The sequence below is a fragment of the Halalkalicoccus sp. CG83 genome (assembly GCF_037081715.1).
Lineage (GTDB): Archaea > Halobacteriota > Halobacteria > Halobacteriales > Halalkalicoccaceae > Halalkalicoccus > Halalkalicoccus ordinarius.
In genome coordinates this window covers 69776-93297 of the sequence record NZ_JAZDDH010000001.1, presented here as the reverse complement: position 1 = coordinate 93297, position 23522 = coordinate 69776, and the positions used below count along the sequence as shown (strand labels likewise).

Annotated in this window: 23 protein-coding genes; 11 read left to right on the top strand and 12 right to left on the bottom strand. The window is 63.7% G+C overall.

Annotated elements, in window-relative coordinates; all coding sequences use genetic code 11:
• Window positions 1-38: 38 nt before the first annotated feature.
• The 3 genes from lysW to V0Z78_RS00430 all read right to left on the bottom strand — a co-directional run bounded on the left by lysW (window position 39) and on the right by V0Z78_RS00430 (window position 3175).
• The gene (gene lysW / locus V0Z78_RS00440) at window positions 39-224 is read right to left on the bottom strand and encodes a lysine biosynthesis protein LysW (protein ID WP_332098624.1); all 186 of its coding nucleotides are present in this window, start codon (window positions 222-224) and stop codon (window positions 39-41) included.
• Between the two features lie 166 nt (window positions 225-390).
• On the bottom strand, window positions 391-1887 hold the full coding sequence (gene argH, locus V0Z78_RS00435) for an argininosuccinate lyase (protein ID WP_336342647.1): 1497 nt from the start codon (window positions 1885-1887) through the stop codon (window positions 391-393).
• A gap of 1 nt (window position 1888) precedes the next feature.
• The gene (locus V0Z78_RS00430; protein ID WP_336342646.1) at window positions 1889-3175 is read right to left on the bottom strand and encodes an argininosuccinate synthase; all 1287 of its coding nucleotides are present in this window, start codon (window positions 3173-3175) and stop codon (window positions 1889-1891) included.
• 338 nt (window positions 3176-3513) lie between these two features.
• Here V0Z78_RS00430 and V0Z78_RS00425 point away from each other — a divergent pair, with 338 nt between their 5' ends.
• The gene (locus V0Z78_RS00425) at window positions 3514-3699 is read left to right on the top strand and encodes a DUF7554 family protein (RefSeq protein ID WP_336342645.1); all 186 of its coding nucleotides are present in this window, start codon (window positions 3514-3516) and stop codon (window positions 3697-3699) included.
• Complete coding sequence (locus V0Z78_RS00420; protein ID WP_336342644.1) at window positions 3699-4208, top strand: 2'-5' RNA ligase family protein; 510 nt, start codon at window positions 3699-3701, stop codon at window positions 4206-4208. The genes V0Z78_RS00425 and V0Z78_RS00420 overlap by 1 nt, the downstream gene beginning before the upstream one ends.
• Here the strand turns inward: V0Z78_RS00420 and V0Z78_RS00415 are convergent.
• Together V0Z78_RS00415 and V0Z78_RS00410 are read right to left on the bottom strand one after the other, a co-directional pair.
• Window positions 4205-6364, bottom strand: coding sequence for an ATP-dependent DNA helicase (locus tag V0Z78_RS00415; RefSeq protein ID WP_336342643.1), 2160 nt, complete (start codon window positions 6362-6364; stop codon window positions 4205-4207). The genes V0Z78_RS00420 and V0Z78_RS00415 overlap by 4 nt on opposite strands.
• 202 nt (window positions 6365-6566) lie before the next feature.
• Window positions 6567-7526 (bottom strand): cation diffusion facilitator family transporter, encoded by a 960-nt coding sequence (locus V0Z78_RS00410; RefSeq protein WP_336342642.1) that lies wholly within the window; start codon window positions 7524-7526, stop codon window positions 6567-6569.
• Window positions 7527-7765: 239 nt separating this feature from the next.
• On the opposite strand from V0Z78_RS00410, the gene V0Z78_RS00405 reads away from it, so the two are divergent.
• Complete coding sequence (locus tag V0Z78_RS00405; protein WP_336342641.1) at window positions 7766-8269, top strand: metallophosphoesterase; 504 nt, start codon at window positions 7766-7768, stop codon at window positions 8267-8269.
• Window positions 8270-8321: 52 nt separating this feature from the next.
• Here the strand turns inward: V0Z78_RS00405 and V0Z78_RS00400 are convergent, their stop codons facing one another.
• Window positions 8322-8756, bottom strand: a complete 435-nt coding sequence (locus V0Z78_RS00400) for a DUF2267 domain-containing protein (RefSeq protein ID WP_336342640.1) — start codon at window positions 8754-8756, stop codon at window positions 8322-8324.
• A 113-nt stretch (window positions 8757-8869) separates the two neighbouring features.
• On the opposite strand from V0Z78_RS00400, the gene V0Z78_RS00395 reads away from it, so the two are divergent.
• Entirely contained in the window at window positions 8870-9001 is a 132-nt protein-coding gene (locus V0Z78_RS00395) for a DUF7859 family protein (protein ID WP_336342639.1), read from the top strand.
• Here V0Z78_RS00395 and V0Z78_RS00390 read toward each other — a convergent pair.
• Window positions 8998-10026, bottom strand: a complete 1029-nt coding sequence (locus V0Z78_RS00390; protein WP_336342638.1) for a threonine aldolase family protein — start codon at window positions 10024-10026, stop codon at window positions 8998-9000. The genes V0Z78_RS00395 and V0Z78_RS00390 overlap by 4 nt on opposite strands.
• An 86-nt stretch (window positions 10027-10112) precedes the next feature.
• Here V0Z78_RS00390 and V0Z78_RS00385 point away from each other — a divergent pair, with 86 nt between their 5' ends.
• On the top strand, window positions 10113-11201 hold the full coding sequence (locus tag V0Z78_RS00385; RefSeq protein ID WP_336342637.1) for an aminopeptidase: 1089 nt from the start codon (window positions 10113-10115) through the stop codon (window positions 11199-11201).
• A 508-nt stretch (window positions 11202-11709) separates the two neighbouring features.
• Window positions 11710-12849 carry a hypothetical protein gene (locus V0Z78_RS00380; protein WP_336342636.1) on the top strand — a complete coding sequence of 380 codons (1140 nt, stop codon included), beginning with the start codon at window positions 11710-11712 and terminating at the stop codon, window positions 12847-12849.
• A 183-nt stretch (window positions 12850-13032) separates the two neighbouring features.
• Here the strand turns inward: V0Z78_RS00380 and V0Z78_RS00375 are convergent, their stop codons facing one another.
• A complete protein-coding gene (locus V0Z78_RS00375; RefSeq protein ID WP_336342635.1) occupies window positions 13033-13440 on the bottom strand; it encodes a hypothetical protein in 408 nt (135 codons plus the stop codon).
• 82 nt (window positions 13441-13522) lie between these two features.
• Between V0Z78_RS00375 and V0Z78_RS00370 the strand changes: the two genes are divergently transcribed.
• Entirely contained in the window at window positions 13523-14371 is an 849-nt protein-coding gene (locus tag V0Z78_RS00370; protein WP_336342634.1) for a ribose-phosphate diphosphokinase, read from the top strand.
• Here the strand turns inward: V0Z78_RS00370 and V0Z78_RS00365 are convergent.
• The 4 genes from V0Z78_RS00365 to V0Z78_RS00350 form a co-directional block, all read right to left on the bottom strand.
• A complete protein-coding gene (locus V0Z78_RS00365) occupies window positions 14334-16265 on the bottom strand; it encodes a peptidase (protein WP_336342633.1) in 1932 nt (643 codons plus the stop codon). The genes V0Z78_RS00370 and V0Z78_RS00365 overlap by 38 nt on opposite strands.
• 47 nt (window positions 16266-16312) lie before the next feature.
• Entirely contained in the window at window positions 16313-19510 is a 3198-nt protein-coding gene (ileS, locus tag V0Z78_RS00360) for an isoleucine--tRNA ligase (RefSeq protein WP_336342632.1), read from the bottom strand.
• 356 nt (window positions 19511-19866) lie between these two features.
• Complete coding sequence (locus tag V0Z78_RS00355) at window positions 19867-20097, bottom strand: hypothetical protein (RefSeq protein ID WP_336342631.1); 231 nt, start codon at window positions 20095-20097, stop codon at window positions 19867-19869.
• Window positions 20094-20585, bottom strand: coding sequence for a redoxin domain-containing protein (locus tag V0Z78_RS00350; protein ID WP_336342630.1), 492 nt, complete (start codon window positions 20583-20585; stop codon window positions 20094-20096). The genes V0Z78_RS00355 and V0Z78_RS00350 overlap by 4 nt, the downstream gene beginning before the upstream one ends.
• A gap of 42 nt (window positions 20586-20627) precedes the next feature.
• Between V0Z78_RS00350 and V0Z78_RS00345 the strand changes: the two genes are divergently transcribed.
• The 4 genes from V0Z78_RS00345 to V0Z78_RS00330 all read left to right on the top strand — a co-directional run bounded on the left by V0Z78_RS00345 (window position 20628) and on the right by V0Z78_RS00330 (window position 23481).
• A complete protein-coding gene (locus V0Z78_RS00345; protein ID WP_409338706.1) occupies window positions 20628-21344 on the top strand; it encodes a uracil-DNA glycosylase in 717 nt (238 codons plus the stop codon).
• A gap of 32 nt (window positions 21345-21376) precedes the next feature.
• Window positions 21377-21823, top strand: a complete 447-nt coding sequence (locus V0Z78_RS00340) for an HIT family protein (protein WP_336342628.1) — start codon at window positions 21377-21379, stop codon at window positions 21821-21823.
• Between the two features lie 112 nt (window positions 21824-21935).
• Complete coding sequence (locus V0Z78_RS00335; protein ID WP_336342627.1) at window positions 21936-22472, top strand: hypothetical protein; 537 nt, start codon at window positions 21936-21938, stop codon at window positions 22470-22472.
• Window positions 22473-22920: 448 nt separating this feature from the next.
• Complete coding sequence (locus V0Z78_RS00330; RefSeq protein WP_336342626.1) at window positions 22921-23481, top strand: hypothetical protein; 561 nt, start codon at window positions 22921-22923, stop codon at window positions 23479-23481.
• Window positions 23482-23522: the final 41 nt, after the last annotated feature.

The following is a 23522-nucleotide window of genomic DNA, read 5'->3' as shown; positions in this document are numbered from 1 at the left end:
TCTGCTTTCCGCACTGTACGGTAACGACCGCGGCCACCTCACTCACCCCAGTCCTCTTCTAGCTCGGGCGCCTCCTCGAGCTCGACGGGGTCGGTGGAGACGACCTCGAGTTCGGCCCCGGTGACCGGGCTGTCGATTATCTCGCCGACCTCGACGTCGGCCGGGATCTCGATCTCTTCGCCGGTGAGCGGGTCCTCTGCCGTGATGGTGTCTTGGTTCGCCATCGTATCTCCCCATTCCACATCGGCCATCATAAACCCGTCGAATTTATCAAAATATTAATACATCTGCACCCCCTCCTAAGCGGGCCACAACCGGTTAAATCGCGTATCCCAACGAACGTGTCAAGCTCGGGTAGTGTGTTGATGCCCCGGACGGGGCGGTAGTCGTTCAGACAAACGTACGCACCTCCTCGGCGAGCGCGTCGTCCGCGCGGATGATCGCTCCCTCGAGCTCGTCGACCGCCTCTCCGTCGGCCGCGATTCCGCCTCGTACCGCCTCGAGCCGGTCGCGAACCGCGTCGGGGGCTGGTCCGCCGCGCGAGTCGCGGCTCGCGACGCTCTCGACGGGATCGAGCGCCTCCTCGATCGCCTTCCGGGAGACGTAGGCGTCGAGGGGCTCGTCGAGCAGTTCCTCCGCTGCGGCCTCGAGCGCCGCGTAGTCGCTGCCGGCCTCGGAGGCGCGGGCGACCAGTTCGTGGGCCGTCCTGAAGGGAAGTCCCTCCATCGCGAGCGCGTCCGCGACGCCCGTCGCCGTCGAGAAGCCCTCGGCCGCCGCCGCCGCCAGCGAGGACTCGTCCCACTCGGCGGTCGCGACCGCGCCGGCCGCGACGTCGGTCGCCTCGCTTACGGCGTCGACCGTCTCCCAGGCGTGGGGCGTCGCCCGCTGGAGGTCGCGGTTGTACGCACGCGGAAGCCCCTTCAGCGTCGAGAGCAGGCCGCTCGTTCCCGCGGACGCGTCGCCCGCGGTCGCACGCACCAGTTCGAGCGTGTCGGGGTTCTTCTTCTGGGGCATGATCGAGGAGGTCGAGGCGTAGTCGTCCGCGAGCTCGACGTGTCCCCTGTTGGCGAAGCCGATCAGGTCCTCCGCGAGTCCCGAGAGGGTGATCGCGAGGTTCGAGAGCGCTCCCGACGTCTCGAGGAGGAAGTCACGCGAGGAGACCGCGTCCATCGAGTTCCCGAGGACGCCGTCGGAGCCGTTCGACGCGTCCCCGTTCGTTCCGCTCGCGCGGGTGGCCCCGAACCCCAGAAGCGCTGCGGTCCGCTCGCGGTCGACGTCGAACGGCGTGCCCGCGAACGCGGCCGCCCCCAGGGGACAGCGATCGATTCGGCCGTACGCGTCGAGCAGTCGCTCCGTATCGCGCGCGACGGCCTGCTCGTAGGAGAGCAGGTAGTGGGCGACCGTCGTCGGCTGGGCCGGCTGGAGGTGGGTGTAGCCGGGCATGACGGTCTCGACGTGTTCGTTCGCCCGCTCGAGTAGCGTCTCGCGAAGGACGAGCGTCGCCCGAAGCGTCTCGAGGACGTCCTCGCGCAGCCGGTACCGGATGCAGGTCGCCACCTCGTCGTTTCGTGAGCGAGCGGTGTGCATCTTCCCGCCGACCGGTCCGATCCGCTCGATGACCGCGGTCTCGATCGACGCGTGGACGTCCTCGCCGTCGGGAAGCGCGTCGTAGCCCGCCTCCTCTACGCCGGAGAGCGCCGCGAGGATCTCGCCCGCCTCGTCGTCGGTGACGATCCCCCGCTCGGCGAGCATCACCACGTGTGCGCGATCGACGGCCAGATCGGCCTCGAAGATCCGCTCGTCGGCGTCCATCGAGGAGAGGAAGCCTCGGGCGGGGCCGCCGCTGAAGCGGTCGCGGCGCACGACGTCCGACGACTCCTCGTCCATCTCAGTTCTCCGTCTCGCTTCCGCCATCGGCGGCCGTCGGTACGTCCCTCGCCGCGACGTCCTCGGCGACCGCGTTCGAGAGGCGTTCCTGGAGGCCGTGGTACTTCGCGACGCCCGTGGCGTCCTCCTGGGCGATGCCGTCGACCGTCTCGGTGTTGAACGAGGCCGCGCTCGCCGAGTAGACGGCGTACTCGCTCTCGCGTCCGACCGGGCGGGCCGTCCCGCCCTCGAGCTTGATCGTCACCGTCCCGGTCACCTTCTCCTGGGTGGTATCGACGAAGCCGTCCAGCGCCTTCACGAGCGGCGCGAACAGCAGTCCCTCGTAGGCCTTCTCGGCCCACTCGTGGTCGACGCCCACCTTGAAGGAGCGCTCGTCCTTCGTGAGCACGAGGTCCTCGAGCGCCTCGTGGGCGTTGAGCAGCACCGTCGCCGCGGGGTGCTCGTAGTTCTCGCGGACTTTCAGTCCAAGCATGCGGTCCTCCATCAGGTCGGTGCGCCCGACGCCGTGGGCGCCCGCGACCTCGTTCAGCCGCTCGATCAGCTCCACGCTACCGAGTTCCTCACCAGCGTCGGACGCGTTCGCGTCCGACTGGCTCCCGGAGGCGTCGCTCCCGAGAACGTCGAGCGCGACCGGGACGCCCTCGTCGAACTCGATCTCGACGAGTTCGGTCTCGTTCGTCGGCTCGCTGGTCCAGTCGTAGATCTCCTCGGGCGGGACGTAGCTGGGCTCCTCGAGCTGGCCGCCCTCGACCGACCGGCTCCAGAGGTTCGTGTCGATCGACCAGACGCCCTCGTTGCCCGCTTCCACGGGTAGGTCCTTCTCGTCGGCGTACTCGATCTCCCACTCGCGGGTGAGGCCGAGTTCGCGCACGGGTGCGATGACCTCCATGTCCGAGCCGCGCCAGACGGCCTCGAAGCGCAGCTGGTCGTTGCCCTTGCCCGTACAGCCGTGGGCGAGCGCCGAACAGCCCTGTTCCTCCGCCACCTCGAGGATCGCCTGGGCGATCACGGGCCGGGCGAGCGCCGTTCCCAGCGGATAGCCCTGGTAGGTCGCGTTCGCCTTCACCGCGTCGAAACAGACGGAGGCGAACTCCTCCTTCGCGTCGACCACGTGGTTCTCCAGGCCGAGCGCCTCGGCGGTCTCCTCTGCCTCCCGGAACTCCTCCTCGGGTTGGCCGACGTCGACGGTGACGCCGATCACCTCGTCGTAGCCGTACTCCTCCTCGAGCAGCGGTACGCACACCGTCGTGTCGAGCCCGCCCGAGAACGCGAGTGCCACACGTTTCATTCTGGTTGGAGGAACCCGCTACGGGGACATAAATTCTTCTTTTTTAATCATGGAAAATACGCACAGAGGCGTCGCTAACCGGAGAAACAGGCGAATCGACTGGTGGATGAACATCGAGGGATCGGGGTGAGAGATGGGTATGGGCCTAGAAGAGGCCCGGTCGCGGTCGTCGGACGCGCGGCGCTGCGGGCCGCCGGGCGGCGGCGCTCGCGAGAACGAGAGCGTCGATGGACGCGAGCCGCCTCATTGGACGGTGAAACGATCGGTTCCTACTAAACACTTTTGACTCGCCAACGCTTCCCCGGAAGGTTTTTTACTTCAAATATTTACATGATATTATGTCACTAACGAACAGAACGGACGTCGAAACCCTCCTTCGGATCGTCCTCGTTCTGGTGCTCGTCCTGCTCGTCCTCGAACTCGTCGATAAGGTAGCGAGCTTCGCGTCGGGAGTGTTCAGTCGGTCGTTGATCGGCCTGCTGATCGTCGTGCTTATCCTGCTTTGGTACCTCGAGAGCCGGTAGTGCCGATCAGCCTCAACGTCCCGGTTCCGGGGCGGGTGAAGCGCCTCGCGAGCGAACTCGAACCCGACCTCTACGGGTTTGACCGCGTCCGCCGGCGCCACACGCTCGTGGTCAAACGCCTCGGCGAACGCACGCCGACCGAGTACGCCAGGCTCGTTCCCGAGGTCCGACGCGCGATCGAGGGGACGGCCCCCTTCGAGGTGCGGGTAACGGGAATCGAGACGTTCGAGCGACCGGCTCACGGTACCGAACCCGTCGTCTACCTCGCCGTCGAGGGTTCCGGACTGGAGACGCTCCACGACCGGCTCTGTGAGACGTTCGAGCCGGTCGAGGGGCTCGAGGGCGAGTCGTACGTCCCCCACGTCACGCTCGCCCGCGGAGGTTCGGCGGCGGCACGGGAACGGCTGTGCGAACGCGAGGTCGAGCCCGTTGTCTGGGCCGTGAACGGACTCGTCCTCTGGGACGCGACCCACGAGGAGTCCGCCGCTCGCTTCCCGTTGCCCGCTTAGTCCAGGCGGGGCTCGGGCGGGTCGCCGCCGTAAGCGTCGTGGTCGCCGTAGAAGTTGAGCATGGAGAACTGGAGCTTCTCGGGGGCGATGTCGATGAGTTCGCGGCGTTCCTCGGGGGGGAAGGCGCTCCGGACGCTGTACTTTCCCATCTCGCGTTCCGCGGTCTCCGTGTAGCGCTTGTCGACGAGCGCCCGAACGCCGAACTCCTCGGGCGAGCGGAGCACCCGCCCGAGCGCCTGTCGGGTCTTCCGGATCGTCGGGATCTCGACGGCGTACTCCCAGCCCGCATCCGCGTTCGAGTCGCCGTAGACCTGGTCGTAGGCGTCCTGGACCGCCTCCATCCGCTCGTCGAGGTGCGGGTAGGGGACGCCGACGACGAGGACGGTGTGAGCGTCGTCGGCGTCGAAGCTCACGCCCTCGGCGAGGGTACCCCACAGCGAGGTGAACAGCGCGGCATGCCCTTCGTCGACGAACTCGCGGCGGAGCTCCTCGGCGCGCGTCCCGGGTTCGTCGAGGAAACGCTCGGCCCGCGTCTCGATCCGGTCGTGGTACCGTTCGGCCTCGCGGTAGCTGGGGAAGAAGACGAGGGTGTTGCCCGGCGTCATGCGGATCGCGTCCTCGATGACGCGAGTGATCGTCCGCTGGACCGCCGGATCGTTCCGGTCGCTCGCGAACAGCGCGGGCGTCTCGACCGCGAACGTCCGTCTGTTCTCCTCGGGGAACTCGAGGTCGTAGGCCATCGTGATCGGCTCCTCGAGCCCGAGAACGTCCCCGAGCACGTCGAACGGCCGCAGCGTCGCGCTCATCAGCACGCTCGCGTGGACCTCCTCGAACAGCTCCCTCGCGACCTCGCGGGGAATGCAGGTGTAGAGCTCCGCGCGGCCGTACACCTCGTCGGTACCGGCATCTCGGCGGATCGAGGCGACGGGGTACTGGCCGAGCGCCGTCCCCTCCTCGAGCCACGACTCGACGAACGCGGCGGCCTGAAGCGTCCGACACTCGGCTCTCGTTTGCGCCTCGCCGTTGCGGTACGCCTCCTCGTACTGGTCGTCGAGCTCCTCGCCGAACTCCAGGGCCGCCTCCAGGTCGCGGTCGATCCCCCGGCCGGTGTACTCCTCGAGGAAGGCAAGCGTGAGGTCGTCGCGGCCCTCCTCGTTGGCGACGGGGACGTCCTCCCAGTTCTCGCCGATCCGTTCCTCCTCGCCGAACCCGAGGGCGTCCTCGTAGGTCGAGACGAGCGCTCCGCGGAACGCCGAGAGCACCGCGAAGGCGTCCTCGCCCCGCGGATCGTCGCTCTCCTCGCACTCGTCGAGCGCGCCGTCGAGCGTGTTCTCCGTCAGCGTCCGGGTGGCGTGATCGCGGGCGGCGTCCTCGACGTTGTGGGCCTCGTCGAAGACACAGATCACGTCCTTGGGGTCGCGATCCAGCCACCGGAAGAACTGCTTTCTGATCATCGGATCGAGCAGGTGGTGGTAGTTACAGACGACGAGGTCGACCCCCTCCATCCCTTCCTTCAGCAGCTCGTAGCCACAGAGCGTCTCGCGCTCGGCGTACTCGTAGACCTCGTCCGGCGTCCGGACGTCGGCGAAGAGCCACTCGTAGAACTCGTCGGTGTCCCTCGCGAGATTGTTGTAGTAGTGCTCGCAGGTGGGCTCCTCGCGGAGGTCGGCGACGTCCTCCTCGACGGACTCGAGCTCGTCCATCACGGCGCTTCGGGCCTCCGCCGCGCCCGACTCGCCGTCCTGGCTCGCCTCGAGGAGCTCGTCCTGTTTGCGTTCGAGTTGGGCCTTATCGACCTCCGAGTCGACCAGGTCGCGTGTCGTATCGCGAAGCACCTGACACTCCTCGTAGCCGACGTCGATGTGACACATCGAGGCCTTCCCCCGGAAGACGACCGCGCGGATGGGGTCCTCCCGGGTGATGGCGCGGGCCTCCTCGACGAACTGGCGCATCTGCTGGTGGACGTTCGTCGTGATCACGACCGTCTTGTCGGTCTCGCGGGCGTGCGCGAGCGCGGGCGCGAGCGCCGAGAGAGTCTTTCCCGTCCCACAGGCCCCCTCGAACAGCACGTCCTGGCCGCGGGCGAGCGCGTTTCCGATCCGCTCGATCGCCTCGCGCTGGTTGTCGTAGGGGGCGTCGTACGGAAAAAATCGCATGGACGCCGGGGTCGAAGCCGACTGAGTCACTACTCCTGACTTGCGCGCTTTCGGCTAAAAGCCTTCGTCCGCCCCGCCCGTCAGCCTCGCCGACGGGAACGGCTCCGAAAGCCGACGGGCTGCGGCGGAGGCCGCCCCGTTCGACGCAGGAACCCCGGCGGAGTGCAGCCGGTCGGCGGAGGCGGCTCCCCCGTGGCCGGGGTCAGACGGCGGACGCCGCTTCGGGTTCGATGTAGACTTTCCTCACCTGGGGTTCCCGCTCCTGTATCGCCGCCTCGATGGCGGAGATGCGCTGGTTGATCGTCTCGGCGTCGAGGTCCTCCTCGAAGGCGACGTCGACGGTGACGAGGATCCGCTCGACGCCGAAGTAGACCGTCCGGAAGTCCTTGAGCTCGCGGACGCCCTCCCAGTCGGCGACGAGCGACCGGAGCGGTCGCTCGTCCTCCTTCGGGAGGCTCTCGCCGACCAGCAGGCGCTTGTTCTGCCAGGCGAGCGCGAGCGCGAAGCCCATCAGCATGAGCCCGATGAGGAAGGAGGCGACGGCGTCGTAGACGGGGTTGCCGGTCACCCGCGAGAGGTAGACGCCGATCAGCGCGATGCCGGCCCCGCCCATCGCGATGGAGTCCTCCGTGAACGCGGTGAGCGTCGTCACGTCGCTGGTTTTCCGGAACGCCTCCCGGAGGCTCGTCCAGTCGTGCTTCTCCATCTGTTTCGAGAGCCCCTGGTAGGCCTTCCAGAGCGCCCAGACCTCGAAGACGATCGCCCCGATCAGTACGGCGTAGTTGACCCACACCGCCGGGATGGTGACGTTCAGGAGGGGGAGCGTGGCCGTCCCGGGCGTCACCGGGTGGGGGTGGACGATCGCCTGGTAGCCGTGTTTCGCCGACTCCCACCCCGCGATGCCGAACAGGAGGACGGCGACGAGAAACGCGTAGAAGAACTGTGACTTCCCGTAGCCGAAGGGGTGGGTCCGGTCGGCCTCCTGGCCGCTGTACCGGATGCCCAGGAGCAGAAACACCTGATTGCCCGTGTCGGAGACGGAGTGGTACGTCTCCGAGAGCATGGCAGCGCTGCCGGTGAGGGTGTAGCCGATGAACTTCAACACGGCGATCGCGCCGTTCGCGATCAGCGCGGCGATGACGACCGATTTGCTGCTTGCCATTACCCCAACACGGGACACCCGGAACGAAAGGAGTTCGGTATCCGGCCGTCACGCGTGTAGATCCGCCCTCGTAGTCGACGGCCGCCCGTAAGGCAGGACTAGGCGGCCGATCGTCGTATGACCCTCCGGACGTCCGTTCGCGGGAATCCGATGCCCTCGGGGACGACGTCGTCCGTAGTGCGGTTCCGTCCTAGCGCCGTGACGAAAGAGTGGTAGCCCGGGAGTGGCAACGTCGCCCCGTGATAGTCGTCTGTTCGGACACCCACAGCAACGGCAGCCACGAACTGACCGACCACATGCTCGATGCCATCAGCGAGGCGGACCGACTGATCCACGCCGGGGACTTCACGACCGTCTCGGCGCTCGAGGCGTTCCACGAGGAGGCCACGCGGCTCGAGGCCGTCTTCGGTAACGCCGACGATCCGTCCGTCCGCGACCGGCTGCCCCCCGCCCGGACCGTCGAGTGGGAGGGACTCCGCATCGCCGTGACCCACAGGCGCGACGGCGGGGGAACCGGCCTCGAGATGTTCGGGCGCGAACGCGGGGCCGACCTCGTGATCTCGGGCCACAGCCACCGCCCGTCGATCACTAGGGCTGACGACCTCGTCCTCCTGAATCCGGGGAGTCACGCACAGCCGCGGGGCAACCGGCCGGGATACGCGGAGCTCGAACCCGTCGAGGAGGGGGTCCGCTGTCGGCTACGCCAGCCCGACGGGACGCTCATCGAGGAGGCTACGCTGTAGTCGGGGCGACGAAAGGAGATCGAACGACGATACGCAGGGGAGCGACGACGCCTTACTCCTGGCCGGGGTGCTGTTCGACCTCCGCGAGTTCGAACAGGTCGTCGTAGTCGTTGGGGAGCTGATCGCGGATGTCCTCGATCTGGCCCTCGGTGACCGCCTCGTCGAGGACGTCGACCACGGCGCGGGCGTGCAGCGCCGCCGCCGAGAGGTCGTCGTCGTCGATGCCGTGTTCGTCGCCGAGGTTCTCGTCGCGTTCCGCGACCCGGGAGATGAACTCCTGGAACTCGAACGACTCGGTGGTGTCGGCGTGCTCCTCGAGGAACCGACCCAGCTCGTCGGGCAGCTGTGCCGCGAGGTTGGTCGCCTCGCCCTCCTGGATGCGCTCGCCGAGCGTCTGGAGGGTCGCTCTACTCGTGCTCAGCGCCGCACCACGGGAAGCCAGTTCGGCTCGATTCTGTACCTGACCGATGAAGGTGTCGTGATCCATGGCAACTCCGACTACCGCCGTGAACTCATAAGCGGTTACGGCAGCATTATCAAGCCCACTAACAACCTACGACGGTCGAAACCCTCTTGGCCTCCCCACGACACGTTCGGCGTATGCTCGTCGACCTCGACCCCGTCTACCTCGTTTTCATGGGGATCCTCCTGGTCTTCCTCGTCGGCTCGTATCTGTTCGTCAGGAAGGTACTGTCAGGGTTCCGACAGGGGTTCGAGGGCGGGCGCCGTTAGCCCGAGAGAACCGTCTCGACCGTCTCGATCGCCCGCTCGACGTCGTTGTCCGTAACGTCGCGGTGAGTGCAGAACCGGACGAGGTTCTCGTCGAACGGAACGCCGAGGACGCCCTCCGACTCGCAGACGTCGAGGAACTCCTCTGCGGTGTAGTCGGCTCCCCCCGTGCGGACGAGCACGACGTTCGTCTCGGGCTCCGGTGCCGAGAGCCCCTCGATCCCGTCGAGTCCCGCCGCCAGTCGGCTGGCGTTCTCGTGGTCCTCCGTGAGTCTGGCGCGGTTCTCCTCCTCGAGCGCGAGGAGTCCGGGTGCGCCGATCACGCCCGCCTGGCGCATCCCGCCACCGAGGAGTTTCCGGTTCCTGCGGGCGCGCTCGACGAACGCCTCGCTCCCGACGAGCATCGAACCGACCGGCGCGCCGAGCCCCTTCGAGAGCGAGAACATCGCCGAGTCGACCGGTTCGACGATCCGTGAGGCTGGGACGTCGAGGGCGGCCGCGGCGTTGAACAGCCGCGCCCCGTCGAGGTGGACCGGGACGTCGAGTTCGTGGGCCGCCTCCGCCGTCGCCTCGATCGTCTCCGGCGCGATCGCCGCGCCACCCTTGCTGTTGTGGGTGTTCTCGAGACAGAGCAGTCCCGTTCCGGGTCGGTGGAGGTCCTCCGCGACGTGGCCCTCGCGGACCTGTTCCGCAGTTATGACGCCGCGGCCGTCGCCGTCGACCGTCCGGACCTGGAGGCCCGAGAGCTGGGCCATCCCGCCCAGCTCCCACTTGACGACGTGGCTCTCGCGTTCACAGAGCACCTCCTGGCCGTGCTCGGTGTGGGTGCGCACCGCGACCTGGTTCGCCATCGTTCCCGTCGGGTGAAAGAGCGCGGCCTCCTTCCCGAGGAGCTCGGCCGCCCGGGTCTCGAGTTCGTTCACCGTGGGGTCCTCGCGGTAGACGTCGTCGCCCACCTCGGCGTTCGCGCTCGCCTCGCGCATCCGGTCGTCGGGTCTCGTTACCGTGTCGCTGCGCAGATCGATCATGAGCGCGGTAGCGCGGCGGCCGTCAAAGAGGTGGTGGATCCTCGCCATCCGCAAGCGGTTTGGACGGCGGCTTCCGATCCTCGGGTATGGATCCGCGAATTCGGGAGCACGCCGAGACCGTCGTCGACCACTCCACCGACGTCCAGGAGGGCGACAACGTCGTCATCAGCGCGCCGGCGGTCGCGAGCGACCTGGCGGTGGCGCTCCACGAGGTGATCGGCGATCGCGGCGCGAACCCGATCTATCTGAACGCCGACGACCGCGCCAAACGGGCGTTCCTCCGCTCGCGCGAGGAGTTCGACACGCCGAGCCACGAGCGGGCGCTGATGGAGCAGACCGACGTGTTCGTCCACCTGCGCTCCTCGGAGAACGCCACCGAGACCAGCGACGTCCAGCCCGAGACCACCGCCGCGTACTCCGTCGCCCAACAGCCCATCCGCGAGGAGCGCCTCTCCAAACGGTGGTGTCTCACGCAGTTTCCCGCGCCCGCGAACGCCCAGCTCGCGGGCATGAGCACCGAGGCCTACGAGAACTTCGTCTGGGACGCCGTCAACAAGGACTGGGACGAGCAGCGCGAACACCAGAAACAGCTGGTCGAGATCCTCGATCCCGCCGACGAGGTGCGGATCGTCTCGGGCGAGCACACCGACGTACGGATGAGCGTCGCGGGCAACCGCGCGATCAACGACTACGGCGAGAACAACCTTCCCGGCGGCGAGGTGTTCACCGCGCCGGTCGTCGAGAGCGTCGAGGGCTCGGTGCTGTTCGACAAGCCGCTCTACCACCAGGGCCGCGAGATCACCGACGTCCGCCTCGAGTTCGAGGGCGGCGAGGTGGTCGAGCACTCGGCCGCCCAGAACGAGGACCTCCTGACGGAAGTGCTCGAGACCGACGAGGGCGCGAGCCGGCTCGGCGAGCTCGGCATCGGCATGAACCGCGACATCGACCGATTCACGTACAACATGCTGTTCGACGAGAAGATGGGCGACACCGTCCACATGGCGGTCGGGATGGCCTACGACGAGTGCGTCGGCGAGGAGAACGCGGTCAACGACAGCGCCGTCCACGTCGACATGATCGTCGACATGGCGGAGGACTCCCGGATCGACGTCGACGGCGAGGTCGTCCAGCGCGACGGCACGTTCGTCTTCGAGAGCGGGTTCGAAACTAATTAGCACACACTGTACTACGGCAACTGTGCGACAACGGATGTGTTCTAGCTTATAAGTCAGCTTGGAAAGGTGGGCTGAGCGGGAAGAATACGTCGATAAATATATTGAACAGGTAACTTCAGTCATCTATCCGGTTTGTAGTCTCCAAGAAGACCATGAGTCAGACAGTCTTAGATAGTCGAGAGCCTCCAAGCATATGTCAGGTGAGGTGCTAATAGATAAGTGTAATTCTGTCCCGAGCAACCTAATCTTCCCAAAGTGCCGTTTCTCGGCTCTTAAAGCTTGATCTAGTAAGAATAAATACATCCAGTGGTGTATTTTACATCCCATTATCCTCCAAGGATAAAAAACTGGGCTCAAGTATAGAAATACGCCGAAACTTCCGGGCATTATTCGTTCATCTATAAGATAGATAAACAAAATTGGAAAATACTGTAAGGTAGCTGATCATAATAATTGATAGCGATTGCCAATGTTTATGCAAACTCGGTGGAGCCATTTATACTAAAGAATGAGTGAGAATAACACAGGAACTATGGAAAACTTTGACCCTGATCTCTTTTCAGAGCGAGTAGAAGCGCATATCAAAGAAGCACAGCAAGAAAGAAATAATACTAATAACGGATCTGACTCTTTCCGTCCCTATTTGCGGAAGCGAGTAATTTTGAGTGATCGAACCGCATATATGTTATCACCTGATGAACTTCGGTATCTGCCTAAGTTCCTATGTGACGTAACTCTACGCACACCGGATGCTGAAATCAACGCAGATCACTTCCAGTACTGGTCCTGGACTGGTTGTATGATGTCTATCCACAACTATATTCAGGTTAGCGGTGATAATGAAAGTAATAATGACGCCTCGTATGCTATGACACGATTTGATTCTGATATACTGAGAGATCTGAGCACTCTTCTACAGGTTAGTCTTATGGTAAAAAGAGCAGAATCGCTAATTGCTCAAGGGATGGATATACCGGCACATCTCGCCAAAGAGTGTAATCCTAGTTACAGTGCTGTCTTTATTGATTCGTTCAGAATTGTCATCAGAATGTCTACATCCATCTTAGAGGGGCTCCTACGCAGACGATGTAATGCCCTGAACAAGGATGGTTCTCTAAAGAGAAATTTTAAGAACCTAACCACTATCGAAAGGATGGAAGAAGCCGGGCAGGAAGTTTCTGATGATCTCAGAGAGGTAGTCGAGGAGCACAAAAGAATCGCTAGCTACGTCAACGGTGAGAGAGCCTACTTATGGGAAGCGTTGCCACTGTGGCATAACGAATACGCTAAGCCAGCAACAAAGAAAGCTCTTGATAGTATTGATAATTTTACTAAAGAGAAGAAGGATAACATGCGTAGCCTGCTCGGTAGTTACATGACCACGATCTCGAAGGAACTTGAGAAATATAACAATGAAAAAAGTCTCTTCTCATTCTTGAATGCAGTCCGCAACCCGACTGCTCATAACGAGCAGATATTTCATTCTCTGGGTAGTATTTTTGTCAACCTTTGTTGTATGGTCTTCTGGGATCAATTCCCAGACGCATTCTACGAAAACCACAAAAAGACATTCTTTAAATCCTTATCCGAACCAGGTGCATGGGGTCTATCTCCTGGATTCCGACCGATCGATTTTTACCCATTATAAAACAGTACGTGGGACTGAATCGAGGGCTATAGCAGCCTATCGTCGCTCGGTTGAGTCGTACGGCTCGGTGCCGGAGGACGTCGAGCGGAGGCTGGAGTCGCTCGGGTTCGCCACCGAAGTGCTCGGCGAGCGCCCCGCTGAGAGTTCTTTCTGAAGGGATTGAAGGAGCCGGCGTAAGCCCGATCAGCGCAGTTTTCGACCCTCGTGGACCAGATCCGCGAGCAGGTGTGCCACGAGCGTGATCGCGGTGAGCGTCGAGAGCAGCCGGCTGAACGGGCGGAGCGCGACCGTGAGAACGGTGCCGACGACCACGTGACTCGCGAGCCGTTCGAGCGTCATGCCCACGTCGGGGAACACCTCCTCCTGGCTGGTGAACGCCCAGATCGGGTGGGTGACCGCGCGTCGGAGGTGTTTCCAGTCGCCGGTCTTCAGCCGGGCGATGGCGAAGTGATCGAGATCGACGAAGACGCTGAACAGGACGCCGTAGGCCCACAGCGCGAGCGTCCCGGGGAGCGAGCGGCCGCGAGCGAGGAGGCCGAGCGCGAGCGCGCTCACGACCGCGCCGATCCTCGCGTGGTCCGAGGAGTGCATACCGGCCCTTCTTCGAGCAGGGGTTTCAGCCCGTCGGCTCGGAATCCGAAAACGGGTTCAACGCGGGCGGTGTCCCTCCGGTATGATCGTACCCGGCTCCACCTCACAGGCGCTCGCGGCCGAACTCGCGAGCGTGCTCGACGACCGTCTCGCCCCCGTCGAGTACGAGCGGTTCCCCGACGGCGAGCTGCTCGCCTCCGTTCCGGGAATCGAGACCGACCGCGCGACAGTCGTCGCCTCGACCGTCTCGAGCGACGCCCACGTCGAACTGCTGCAGCTTCAGGACGCGCTCCGCGAGGCCGGCGTGGAGGAGATCACGACCGTCATCCCCTACATGGGTTACGCCCGTCAGGACCGTGCCTTCGTGCCGGGCCAGCCGATCTCCGCGCGGGCCGCTGCACGCGCGCTGAGCGCCGGAACCGACCGCGTGCTCACGGTCGACCCCCACGAGGAGGCGATTCTGGAGTTCTTCGACGCGCCCGCGGAGTCGGTGACGGCCGCGGATCGGCTGGCCGAACCGCTTCCCGACCTGACCGACCCCGTCTTCCTCTCGCCCGACTCCGGCGCGGTCGGGCTCGCGGAGACCGTCCGCGACGCCCACGGCGCCGGCGAGACCGACTACTTCGAGAAGACACGCCGCTCGGGAAGCGAGGTCGAGATCGCTCCCAGCGACGTCGACGTCGCCGGTCGCGACGTCGTCGTCGTCGACGACATCATCGCCACCGGCTCGACGATGAGCGAGGCGATCACCGTCCTCCGAAACCGGGCCCCCGAGCGGGTGTTCGTGACCTGCGTCCACCCCATGCTCGCGGACAACGCCCGGACGAAGCTCGCCCGCGCGGGCGTCGATGCGGTCTACGGCACCGATACGATCGAGCGCGTCGAGAGCCGGGTCAGCGCCGCCCCCGCGGTCGCCGGGGCGCTTCGCTGAACAGGACCGCCGCGAACGCCGCGAGCGCGACCGGAACGCCGAAGCCGGACTGGGTCGAGACCAACGCAGGCTCGACGGTCACCATCGTCGATCGATCGCCGACGCGAAGCTCGTGTTCGCCCGCGGTCTCGAAGCGTGTCGCGAACTCGACCGTCCTCGTCTCCCCGGCGTCCAGTCGAACGCTCCGATTCCCGCGGACCCCCTCGGCATCGAGGAGCTCCAGGTCGGCCCGGCCCGGCACTGCCGCATCGTTCTCCACCGTGAGGACGAGGGTGACGACCTCGCCCGGAGCGGCGGTCGACGACGACGGCTCGACGCCGGTCACGGTCGGTTCGGCGGGCTCGACGACGCGGACGTCAACGCTCGCGTCGCCCGCCGAGAGCGTGTACGTCCCCGGTTCCTCGAACGTCCGGTCGATTCCGATCTCGGCGTGCTCGCCGGGTTCGAGACGACCCTCGATCGCTCGGTTCGTCCCGTCGGCCGCGACGGTCGTCGCGTACTCGCCGGGGGCGTCGCCGGCGTTCTCGACGGTCGCGGTCGTTTCGAGGCGCTCGCCCGGAACGAGGACGAGTTCCTCGTCGGAAGCCAGCGGACGCTCGCGGTACGGCCCGGAGACGCGGTACGCCACGGGGTCGTCCGTCAGCCGGTACTCCATCCGCGGTGCGGTCAGGTCGAACGCCTCGTGGTGGGTCCGCTCGTCCCACATCACCGGCCCGTCACGGGTCTCGGTGTGGGTCCAGGCGACCTCGCGGACCCCGGGACCGCCCGCCTCCTCGACCATCGCGAGGAACGCCGACTGAGTCACGATACCTTCGTGCTCGTTCATCGCCCGAAGGACGTCCTGGAGGTCGCGTTCGCCGCCGCTCGCCAGCCTGATCCGTCGGTCGAGGTCGGCGGCGACGAGCGCGCCCTTGTGGTAGTCGGGACCGCGGGTCCACGTCGTGGGATCGGCGAGGACGTCGTCGGCATGGGGGGAGCGTTCCCCGCTGGCGAGGCGGTCGCGGAACGCCTCGAACTCGACGTCGCCACGTTCGTACGTCAGCAGCGCCGCGTAGTACGTCGCGGATCCCTCCCGGAACCAGCGTACCTCCCGATCGGCCTCGTACGTCTGGCGGGTGTGAACGTACTCGTGTACCCAGACGTTGTCCGGATCGTCGAGGCGGCTGTCCTCGCGCACCCAGACGTCCGACGCGCCGAACTGCAGTCCCCGGACGCCCCACCCGTCGATCGACGGTGCGACGACGACGAACACCCGATCGCTCCGCCCGCCGACCCGCAGGCGTTCCGTGGCGTCCCCGATCGAGGCGTGGATCGCGTCCCGCGATTCCGTGGGTGACGCCGCCGAGGGGACGACGAGCGCCACCGTCTCGTGGCCCGTCTCCCTGACGTCGACTGTGTGATCGCCGAGAAACGCGGAGTCGGTACCGACCGCTCCCAGTTCGGCGGTGGTCGTCCGTTCGAGGACGACCCGCTCGGAGCCGACCCACCGCCAGCGGACTGAGGTCCTCGGCCGCTCGACCAGCGCCCACTCGCCCGTGTCGACGAACACGAGTCCTCCCTCCTCGAACGCCCGGTCCGTCGGGACGGCGTAGGTCAGCGTCGGCGTCCGCGTTTCGCCGTTCCACTCGTACTCCCCGCCCGCCGACTCGAACCCGTCAGTAGCAGTCACGGTCGCGTCATCGGGGACGGTCGTCCGAAGCTCGATCACCGACTCGGGCACGTCGAACCGGAGGACGACCTCGATCTCGCCGGGCTCCTCGGTCGCCACGAGCTCCTGTTCGAGCCGGAGCACCTCGCCTCCGATGCCCGCGCCCGTACCCGTGGCCGTCGCCGGAACGGCGACGACGAACGCCACTAGGCAGAACAGGGCGAGAGCGCCGGCCCGGCGGTTCATACCGCCTCGATTACTTACGAAAAGATATTACTTTTGGCTGATATGAATCAGGCCGACGCCTCGGCGAGCGATTCGATCGCGATCAGCATCGTGACGCCCTCGACGTCCCACTCGCGGCAGTGGCCGTCCTCGACGGTACCGAGCTCCGCGGCGCGGACCTCCTCCGCGATGAGCTCCTCGTGCTCGCGGGCCAGCTCGGCGACGCGGTCGTCCGCGATGTCGAGCTCGACGCGGATGGGTGCCTCGAGAGGGAGATCGAGCTCCTTTCGCATCTCCTGGATCCGCCGGATCACCTCGCGGGCGTAGCCCTCGCTCTCGATGTCCTCGGTCAGCGCGGTGTCGACGTAGACGACGCCCCGCTCGGTGCCCTCGATCCGGATCCGGGTTCCAGAGACCTCCTCGGGCGTCTCCTCGACGAACTCGACCATCTCCTCGCTCAGGTCGACCTCCTCGCCGAGCGCCTTCGCGACCGCGGCCTCGAGCGCCTCGATCGTGGGCTCCTCGACTCGGGCCTCGTTGAGCGCGCCCATCACCTCGCCGGCACGGTCTCCGAACTCGGGGCCGAGAACGCTCATGTCCGCACGGGCGCTGTAGGCGAGCTCCTCCCACTCCTCGTCGGGAGCGACCACTCGAACCTCGCGGGCGTTGAGCCGGTCCTCGAGCAGCTCCCGTCGGCGACCGACGGCCTCGGCCAGCCGGTCGTCGCCGGCGGCGACCACCACGCGAGAGACGGGCCAGCGGAGCTTGCGTTCGGCCCGCTGGCGGGCGTTCGATCCCGCCTCCTCGGCCGCCCGAACCAGTTCGACGTCGGTCTCGAGCTCCCCGTCGACCCAGTACTCGTCGACGGCGGGCCACTCGCGTACGTGGACGGTAGCGGCTTCGTCGTCGTCGGTGAGGGTACCGTGTATCTCCTCGGCGACGAACGGCGCGTAGGGAGCGAGCAGTCGAACGATTCGGGTGAGGACGTGATACAGCGTCGCGTACGCCGCGTTCTTCGAGGGGCTGTCCTCCTCCTTCCACATGCGCTCGCGGACGACCTGGACGTAGAACCGCGAGACGTCCTCGACGACGAACTCCATCAGCGCCGAGAGCGCCTGATCTTGGCGGAACTCGTCCCAGGACTCGCTCATCTCGCGGATCACGGTCTGGAGGCGCGCGAGGATCCACTCGTCGACGAGTTCGAGGTCCGAATCGACGCTCTCGAGATCGGTCTCGTCCGGATTGAACCCGTCCATGCGCATGTAGGGCAGCGGGAACCGAAAGACGTTCCAGAGGATGTTGAGGTTCCGCTCCATCGTCGCCATCTCGTCCCAGGAGAAGCGCATGTCCTCGCCCTGAGGGTTGACCGAGAGCAGGAACAGGCGCATCGCGTCGGCGCCGTGGCGCTGGATCGCCTCGTGGGGCTGGACGACGTTGCCCACCGACTTCGACATCTTGCGGCCCTCGTTGTCGTTGGCGAAGCCGTGCATCAGCACCTCCTCGTAGGGGATCTCGCCGACGGCGGCGGTTCCCATGCCCAGCTGGGACCAGAACCAGCCGCGGGTCTGGTCGTGGGCTTCCATGATGAGGTCCGCGGGCCAGAGCTCCTCGAACCCCTCCTCCTTCTCGGGGTAATCGAGGGTACCCCACGACGCGACCGAGGAGTCGAGCCAGACGTCGAAGACGTCCGGCACCCGCTCGTAGGTCGTTCCGTCCTCGGTGATCGTCAGGTCGTCGACGGTCGGGCGGTGGAGGTCGATGGTGGAGGGGTCGACCTCCTGATCGACCCGTTCTGCGAGTTCCTCGCGCGAGCCGACCACGATCGCCTCGTCCATCCCGCCCGACCAGTTCTCCGGCACCCAGATCGGGATCGGGATCCCCCAGTAGCGCTGGCGCGAGACGTTCCAGTCGGGCGCGTTCTCGACGAAGTCCCTGAACCGGTTGTCCCGCGCCCACTCGGGGTGCCACTCGCTGTCCTCGATGTTCTCGAGCAGTTCGTCCTTGACGTCGGTGATCGTGATGAACCACTGGTCGGTCGCCATCTGGAGGACGGGGGTGTCGCACCGCCAGCAGTGCCCGTAGGAGTGGCTCAGCGTCCCCGAGGCGACGAGTAGCCCCTTCTCCTCCAGGTCCGCCGTGATCTCCCCGTCGGCGTCCTTGACGAACTGCCCCTCGTAGGCGCCGCCCTCGCTGGTGTAGACGCCGTCGCCGCCGATCGGACAGAAGACCGGCAGATCGAGCTCCCGGCCGCGCTCGAAGTCCACCTCACCGTGGCCCGGCGCGGAGTGCACGAGGCCGGTGTCCTCGGCCTCGACGTAGTCGGCGTGGTACACCCGTCGAGTGCCCTCGACGTCGGGGTTCGCGGGCACCTCCTCGACGAGCGGGTGGTCGTACTCCCAGCCGAGCATCTCCGAACCCGAAAGCTCGTCCTCGATCTCGTAGTCGTCGTAGCGGCCCTTATCGAGGACGTTCTCGACGCAGCCCTCCGCGACGTAGAGGACGTCCTTCTCGCCGTCGCGACTCGCGCGGACTCGCTGGTAGGTCAGTCCCTCGTTCACCGCGACGAACTCGTTGGCGGGGATGGTCCAGGGCGTCGTCGTGTAGATGACGAGGCTCCCCTCGCGATCGGCGAGCGGGAACTCGACGTACACCGTCGGGTCCTCGACGTCCTCGTACTCGACCTCGTTGTTCGCGATCGCGGTCTCACACCGGGGACACTGGCTGATCGAGCGCTTCCCTCGATCGACCAGTCCCCGATCGGCGACCTGTGAGAACCCCCACCAGGCGGCCTCCATGTACTCGGGCGTCACCGTCTTGTAGGGGTTCTCCCAGTCCATCCAGACGCCGAAGGACTTGAAGTCCTCCTGGAGCCCCTCGAGCTGCTCGTCGGCGAACGACTGGCACTCGGCGATGAACGCCTCCATCCCGAACTCCTCGATGTCCTTCTTGTTCTCGAAGCCCAGTCGCTCCTCGACCTTCGTCTCGATCGGCAGCCCGTGCATGTCGTAGCCCGGGCGGTCGGTGACGTCGTAGCCCTGCATCCGGAGGTGGCGGATGTAGGCGTCCTTCAGCGTCTTGTTCCAGGTCGTCCCCATGTGGGCCGCGCCAGACGTGTAGGGCGGACCGTCGACGAAGAAGAACGTCTCCCCGTCCGCGTTGGCCTCCTTCGTTCGTTCGTAGGCGTCGACCTCGTCCCAGTAGTCGAACACCCGCTGTTCGACCGCCTCGGGGTCGTACTGGTCGGGTACCTCGGCGAACCTGCTCATGTTCCCACCAATCAACCCGGCAGGTAAAGGCGAATCGGTCGAAAGCCCTCACTCGGCGCTGGCGCGCCTCGCTCACGGGACGCTCCGCGTCCCGTTCGCCAGCGAGGTCGCGGAGCGACCTCGCGCTGCTCGCCCTTTTCATTTCTAAGAAAAGACCGCTCTGCGGTCTTTTCGGGTCCAGAAAATCGCGAAGCGATTCTCGAGACCACCAGGACCGCTTGCGAGCGATTCCGATCGGAATCGCTCGCTTCCGAAGCCAGCCTTTCCCCGTACCGTTCGCGCGGGCAGTGGGCGTACCGCCCGCGCTCACGCCGGCCACCGGGCCGCCCGCATGTAGATCTCACTCGTCGATCGCCTCAGTCCGCCGTGCTTGCAGTCTCTCCACTACCGCTTGCCTCGGCGAGCGGCGGTTCGCGTTCGACCACGATCCCAGCCTGACCGCTCGTCTCGTCGAAGACGAGGTGGGTGTGGGGGTACGGAATCTCGACGTCCGCGTCCTCGAACGCCTCCCAGAGCGTCTCGTGGACCCTCCCGGAGGCCGCCGGATCGATCGTCCGGATCACGATCGCGAGCCGTCGACCGGTCACCTCGCCCGTTCGACGGCCCCGCGGATCTCCTCGACGAGCCGTTCGAAATCGGGGTTCTCGCCCTCGCGGACCCAGCGGTAGGCGACGATGCCCTCGCAGTCGATCACGAACACCGAGCGCTCGGCGACGCGCATGACGTCGTAGAACCCCTCGCGGACGACGCCGTACGCCTCGATGGCGTCGTGCTCGTAGTCGCTCAACAGCGGGAAGTTCAGTCCCTCCCGTTGGATGAACGTGTTCTGGGCGAACGGCAGGTCGGTGCTGATCCCGTAGACCGACGCGTCGAGGTCGTTGAACGTCGCCATCGAGTCGCGAAACGTACAGAGCTCCTCGGTACAGCCGCTGGTGAACGCCGCCGGGAAGAACGCGAGAACGATCGGACCGTCTCCGAGACGTTCCGAGAGGGTGAACTCCTCGACGTCGTTGTACGCTCCGCCGCGTGCGATCGGAACCGTGAAGTCCGGCGCTCGATCCCCTTGCTCGACCATGAGCAGTGCTCGGCCCGACGACCCATAGCCTTCGGGGTCCGGATCCGACTCGACACGGCTTTCCTCGTCGCACCCTTTCCTTTCGTCGTGCCCGAGTACCCCGATTCACGCAACGTCCTCGAACCCGACTGCACCCGATGTCCCCACCTCGCCGAGAGCCGCGAGTGCATCTCGTGGGGGACCGGCCCGCTCGATTCCTCCGTCATCGTCGTCGGCGAGGCACCCGGCGCCGGGACCCCCCAGGCCGACCGGTGGAAGGGCGGCAACTGGACGGGGATGGCCTACACCGCCCGCCACTCCGGGAGGGTGATCCGCGACCTCATGGAGGACGTCGGCTACACCGACGCCTACTACACGAACGCGGTGAAGTGTTTTCCGCCCGACGTTCCCGCGAACGAAGCGAGTGGGAGCTCGTCGGAGCCGGGCTCCGACGGTGGGAAGGTATCGAACAGGGAGCCGACCGACGAGGAACTCTCGAACTGCCGCGTCCATCTCCGAACCGAGATCGAGCAGGTGCGTCCGGACGTCGTCGTCCCCACGGGTAAGCACGCCACCGAGACGCTGCTCGCGCTCGACGACCGCTCGCTCGACGGGTTCGTCGGCCACGTCCTCGAGACGATCGAGTGCGAGGCGCTCTCGGTTCCTCTCGTGCCGGTGCTTCACCCCTCCTATCAGAACATCTGGATCGCCCGACTCGGTTACACGCCCGAGGAGTACCGTGACGCGTTGCGTTCGCGACTCGACGCCATCGTGGGATAACCTTCTTTGTCGCGGCCGTCGACGGTGCCCGTATGTCAGTCGAACCCACGGACGAGGACTGTATCTTCTGTCGGATCGTCGCGGGCGAGATCCCCTCGCGGACCGTCCACGAGACCGAGAACGTCCTCGCCTTTCTCGACGCGAACCCGCTCGCGCCGGGCCACACCCTCGTGATCCCGAAGGCTCACCACGAGACGCTCGCCGACACCCCCGAGGAGCTCGCAAGCGAGGTGTTCTCGGTGCTCTACGGGCTCACGCCGATCGTCGAGGAAACGATCGACGCCGACGCCTCGAACGTCGCGTTCAACAACGGCGAGGCGGCCGGCCAGGAGATCCCCCACCTCCACGGCCACGTCATCCCCCGATTCGAGGACGACGGCGGCAACCCGATCCACGCGATCGTCGGCTCGCGACCCGATCTCTCCGACGACGAACTCGACGATATCGCCGAGAGGATCTCCGCAAACCACCAGACGTAGTCTGGTGATATCGCCGAACAGCCAACCTACGTACAGACATGATTGTATTTTTTCACGAAGTCGAAATAGTGATATTACCTCAAACTCTCTATCCACCGTGTGAGTGATACCCATGCCAGCTGAGATAGCTACCGAGGAGACGCTAGAACCAGACGTTGATCCGACTACCATTCGACACGGTATCAGTCATGACAATTTATCGACATATTGCCTGATATTGGACACTTTAGAAGAACAAAATGAATTTGTAGCAGAGTGGGAAACATCATGTACCCTTCGCAACTGGATAAACTCAGAAATATTTAATGCCGTTTCTTCTGGAGAGGCAACCGCCGTTTTTGAGCCGCCTGACGAAGAAAATTATCTCCTGCGTACCAATATAGATAATTTAATATCTAATCATGAAGAGAGTTTAGACGTATGCACTCATTTCCAAGTAGATGGATATGATATAGAAATATCATGGGAAGAACAGCAAAGATCCAATAACTTTACTGTTGTTGCAGAGGCATATAATTTCGACATATTCAAAGAATATTACGAAGAAACATCCAATAATGATGCAGATGTACTTGTGGATGTTCTGAGTACAGCAGAACAAGTTGTTTATTCAGAGCTAAATATCGGAGAAGAAAACTCGGAGTATTAATTATGTCTTGTTCTGACGATTGTACACGCGATGGTTTGCGTGTGAAAACATATTTGCGGCGAAAAGGTAGTAGTTGTAAACTAAATCACGGAGAGCAATACGAGCAAGTAGTCAAAATTGAAAGCTATAAGAATAGTAATAAGAGAATACACATAAATTTGGAATCAACACATAACGAAATTAATATCCAGAATAACAGTCGCACTGATCTTCTCATTAAGCCAGGAGGTAACTTGAAAGAGGTATTTATAATCAACCAATCATCACCTTCAGCTAATCAGTATAACGAGGATGTCACAATAGATATCCATCATAGCTCCATGAAGATATCAAATAACTATAGTGAAATTATATCTATAATACAGAATCCCATCTCGGGGAATCCTAGTCCTCTTATGGATATTATAAATGATTGGGGGGAATTGAACATATCCTATGAATTAACAGTATGATCGAACAAGCAGCATTCGAAATCACGCCATTGCTCCTCATACTCGTGTTAGGACTTTTAGGCCCTTCATTTCATGAGAAGTGGAGACGGGTCGTTTCGGTCTATGAAGATCATTTCAGGGAAGAATACATCACCTATACATTATATACGTATGATAGATATGTTATTGTATATTCTATAATGGTGACCGGCATTTATGGTATAATTCACACACTTATTCTAGGATGGGAAGCAGTCGGTGGTGTTCCACTGTATATCTATTTCATAATTGGAGTATTCTGGATAGGAATTATTGGCGGGTCGTATCAGTTCCAAGACGATTGGTTTCCGTTAGATGAAGACAGTGAAAAGAACCCAGAAACATATAGGAGCTATTATTATGAGAAGAACGAGTCAAATAATCTCCATAATATATACTCTAATCCGATTGTAAAGAGAATCCCACTATTAAAACGATGGGATAGCTTATTCTATCCTCGAAATTATCTTGTTTTCTTAGATTTGATACTGATTACTTTTATACTCTATTTCAAATATCTCTCCCGGACTACTATTTGAATCTGTGCTACTAACGTAGTATAATATAAGTAACATATGAA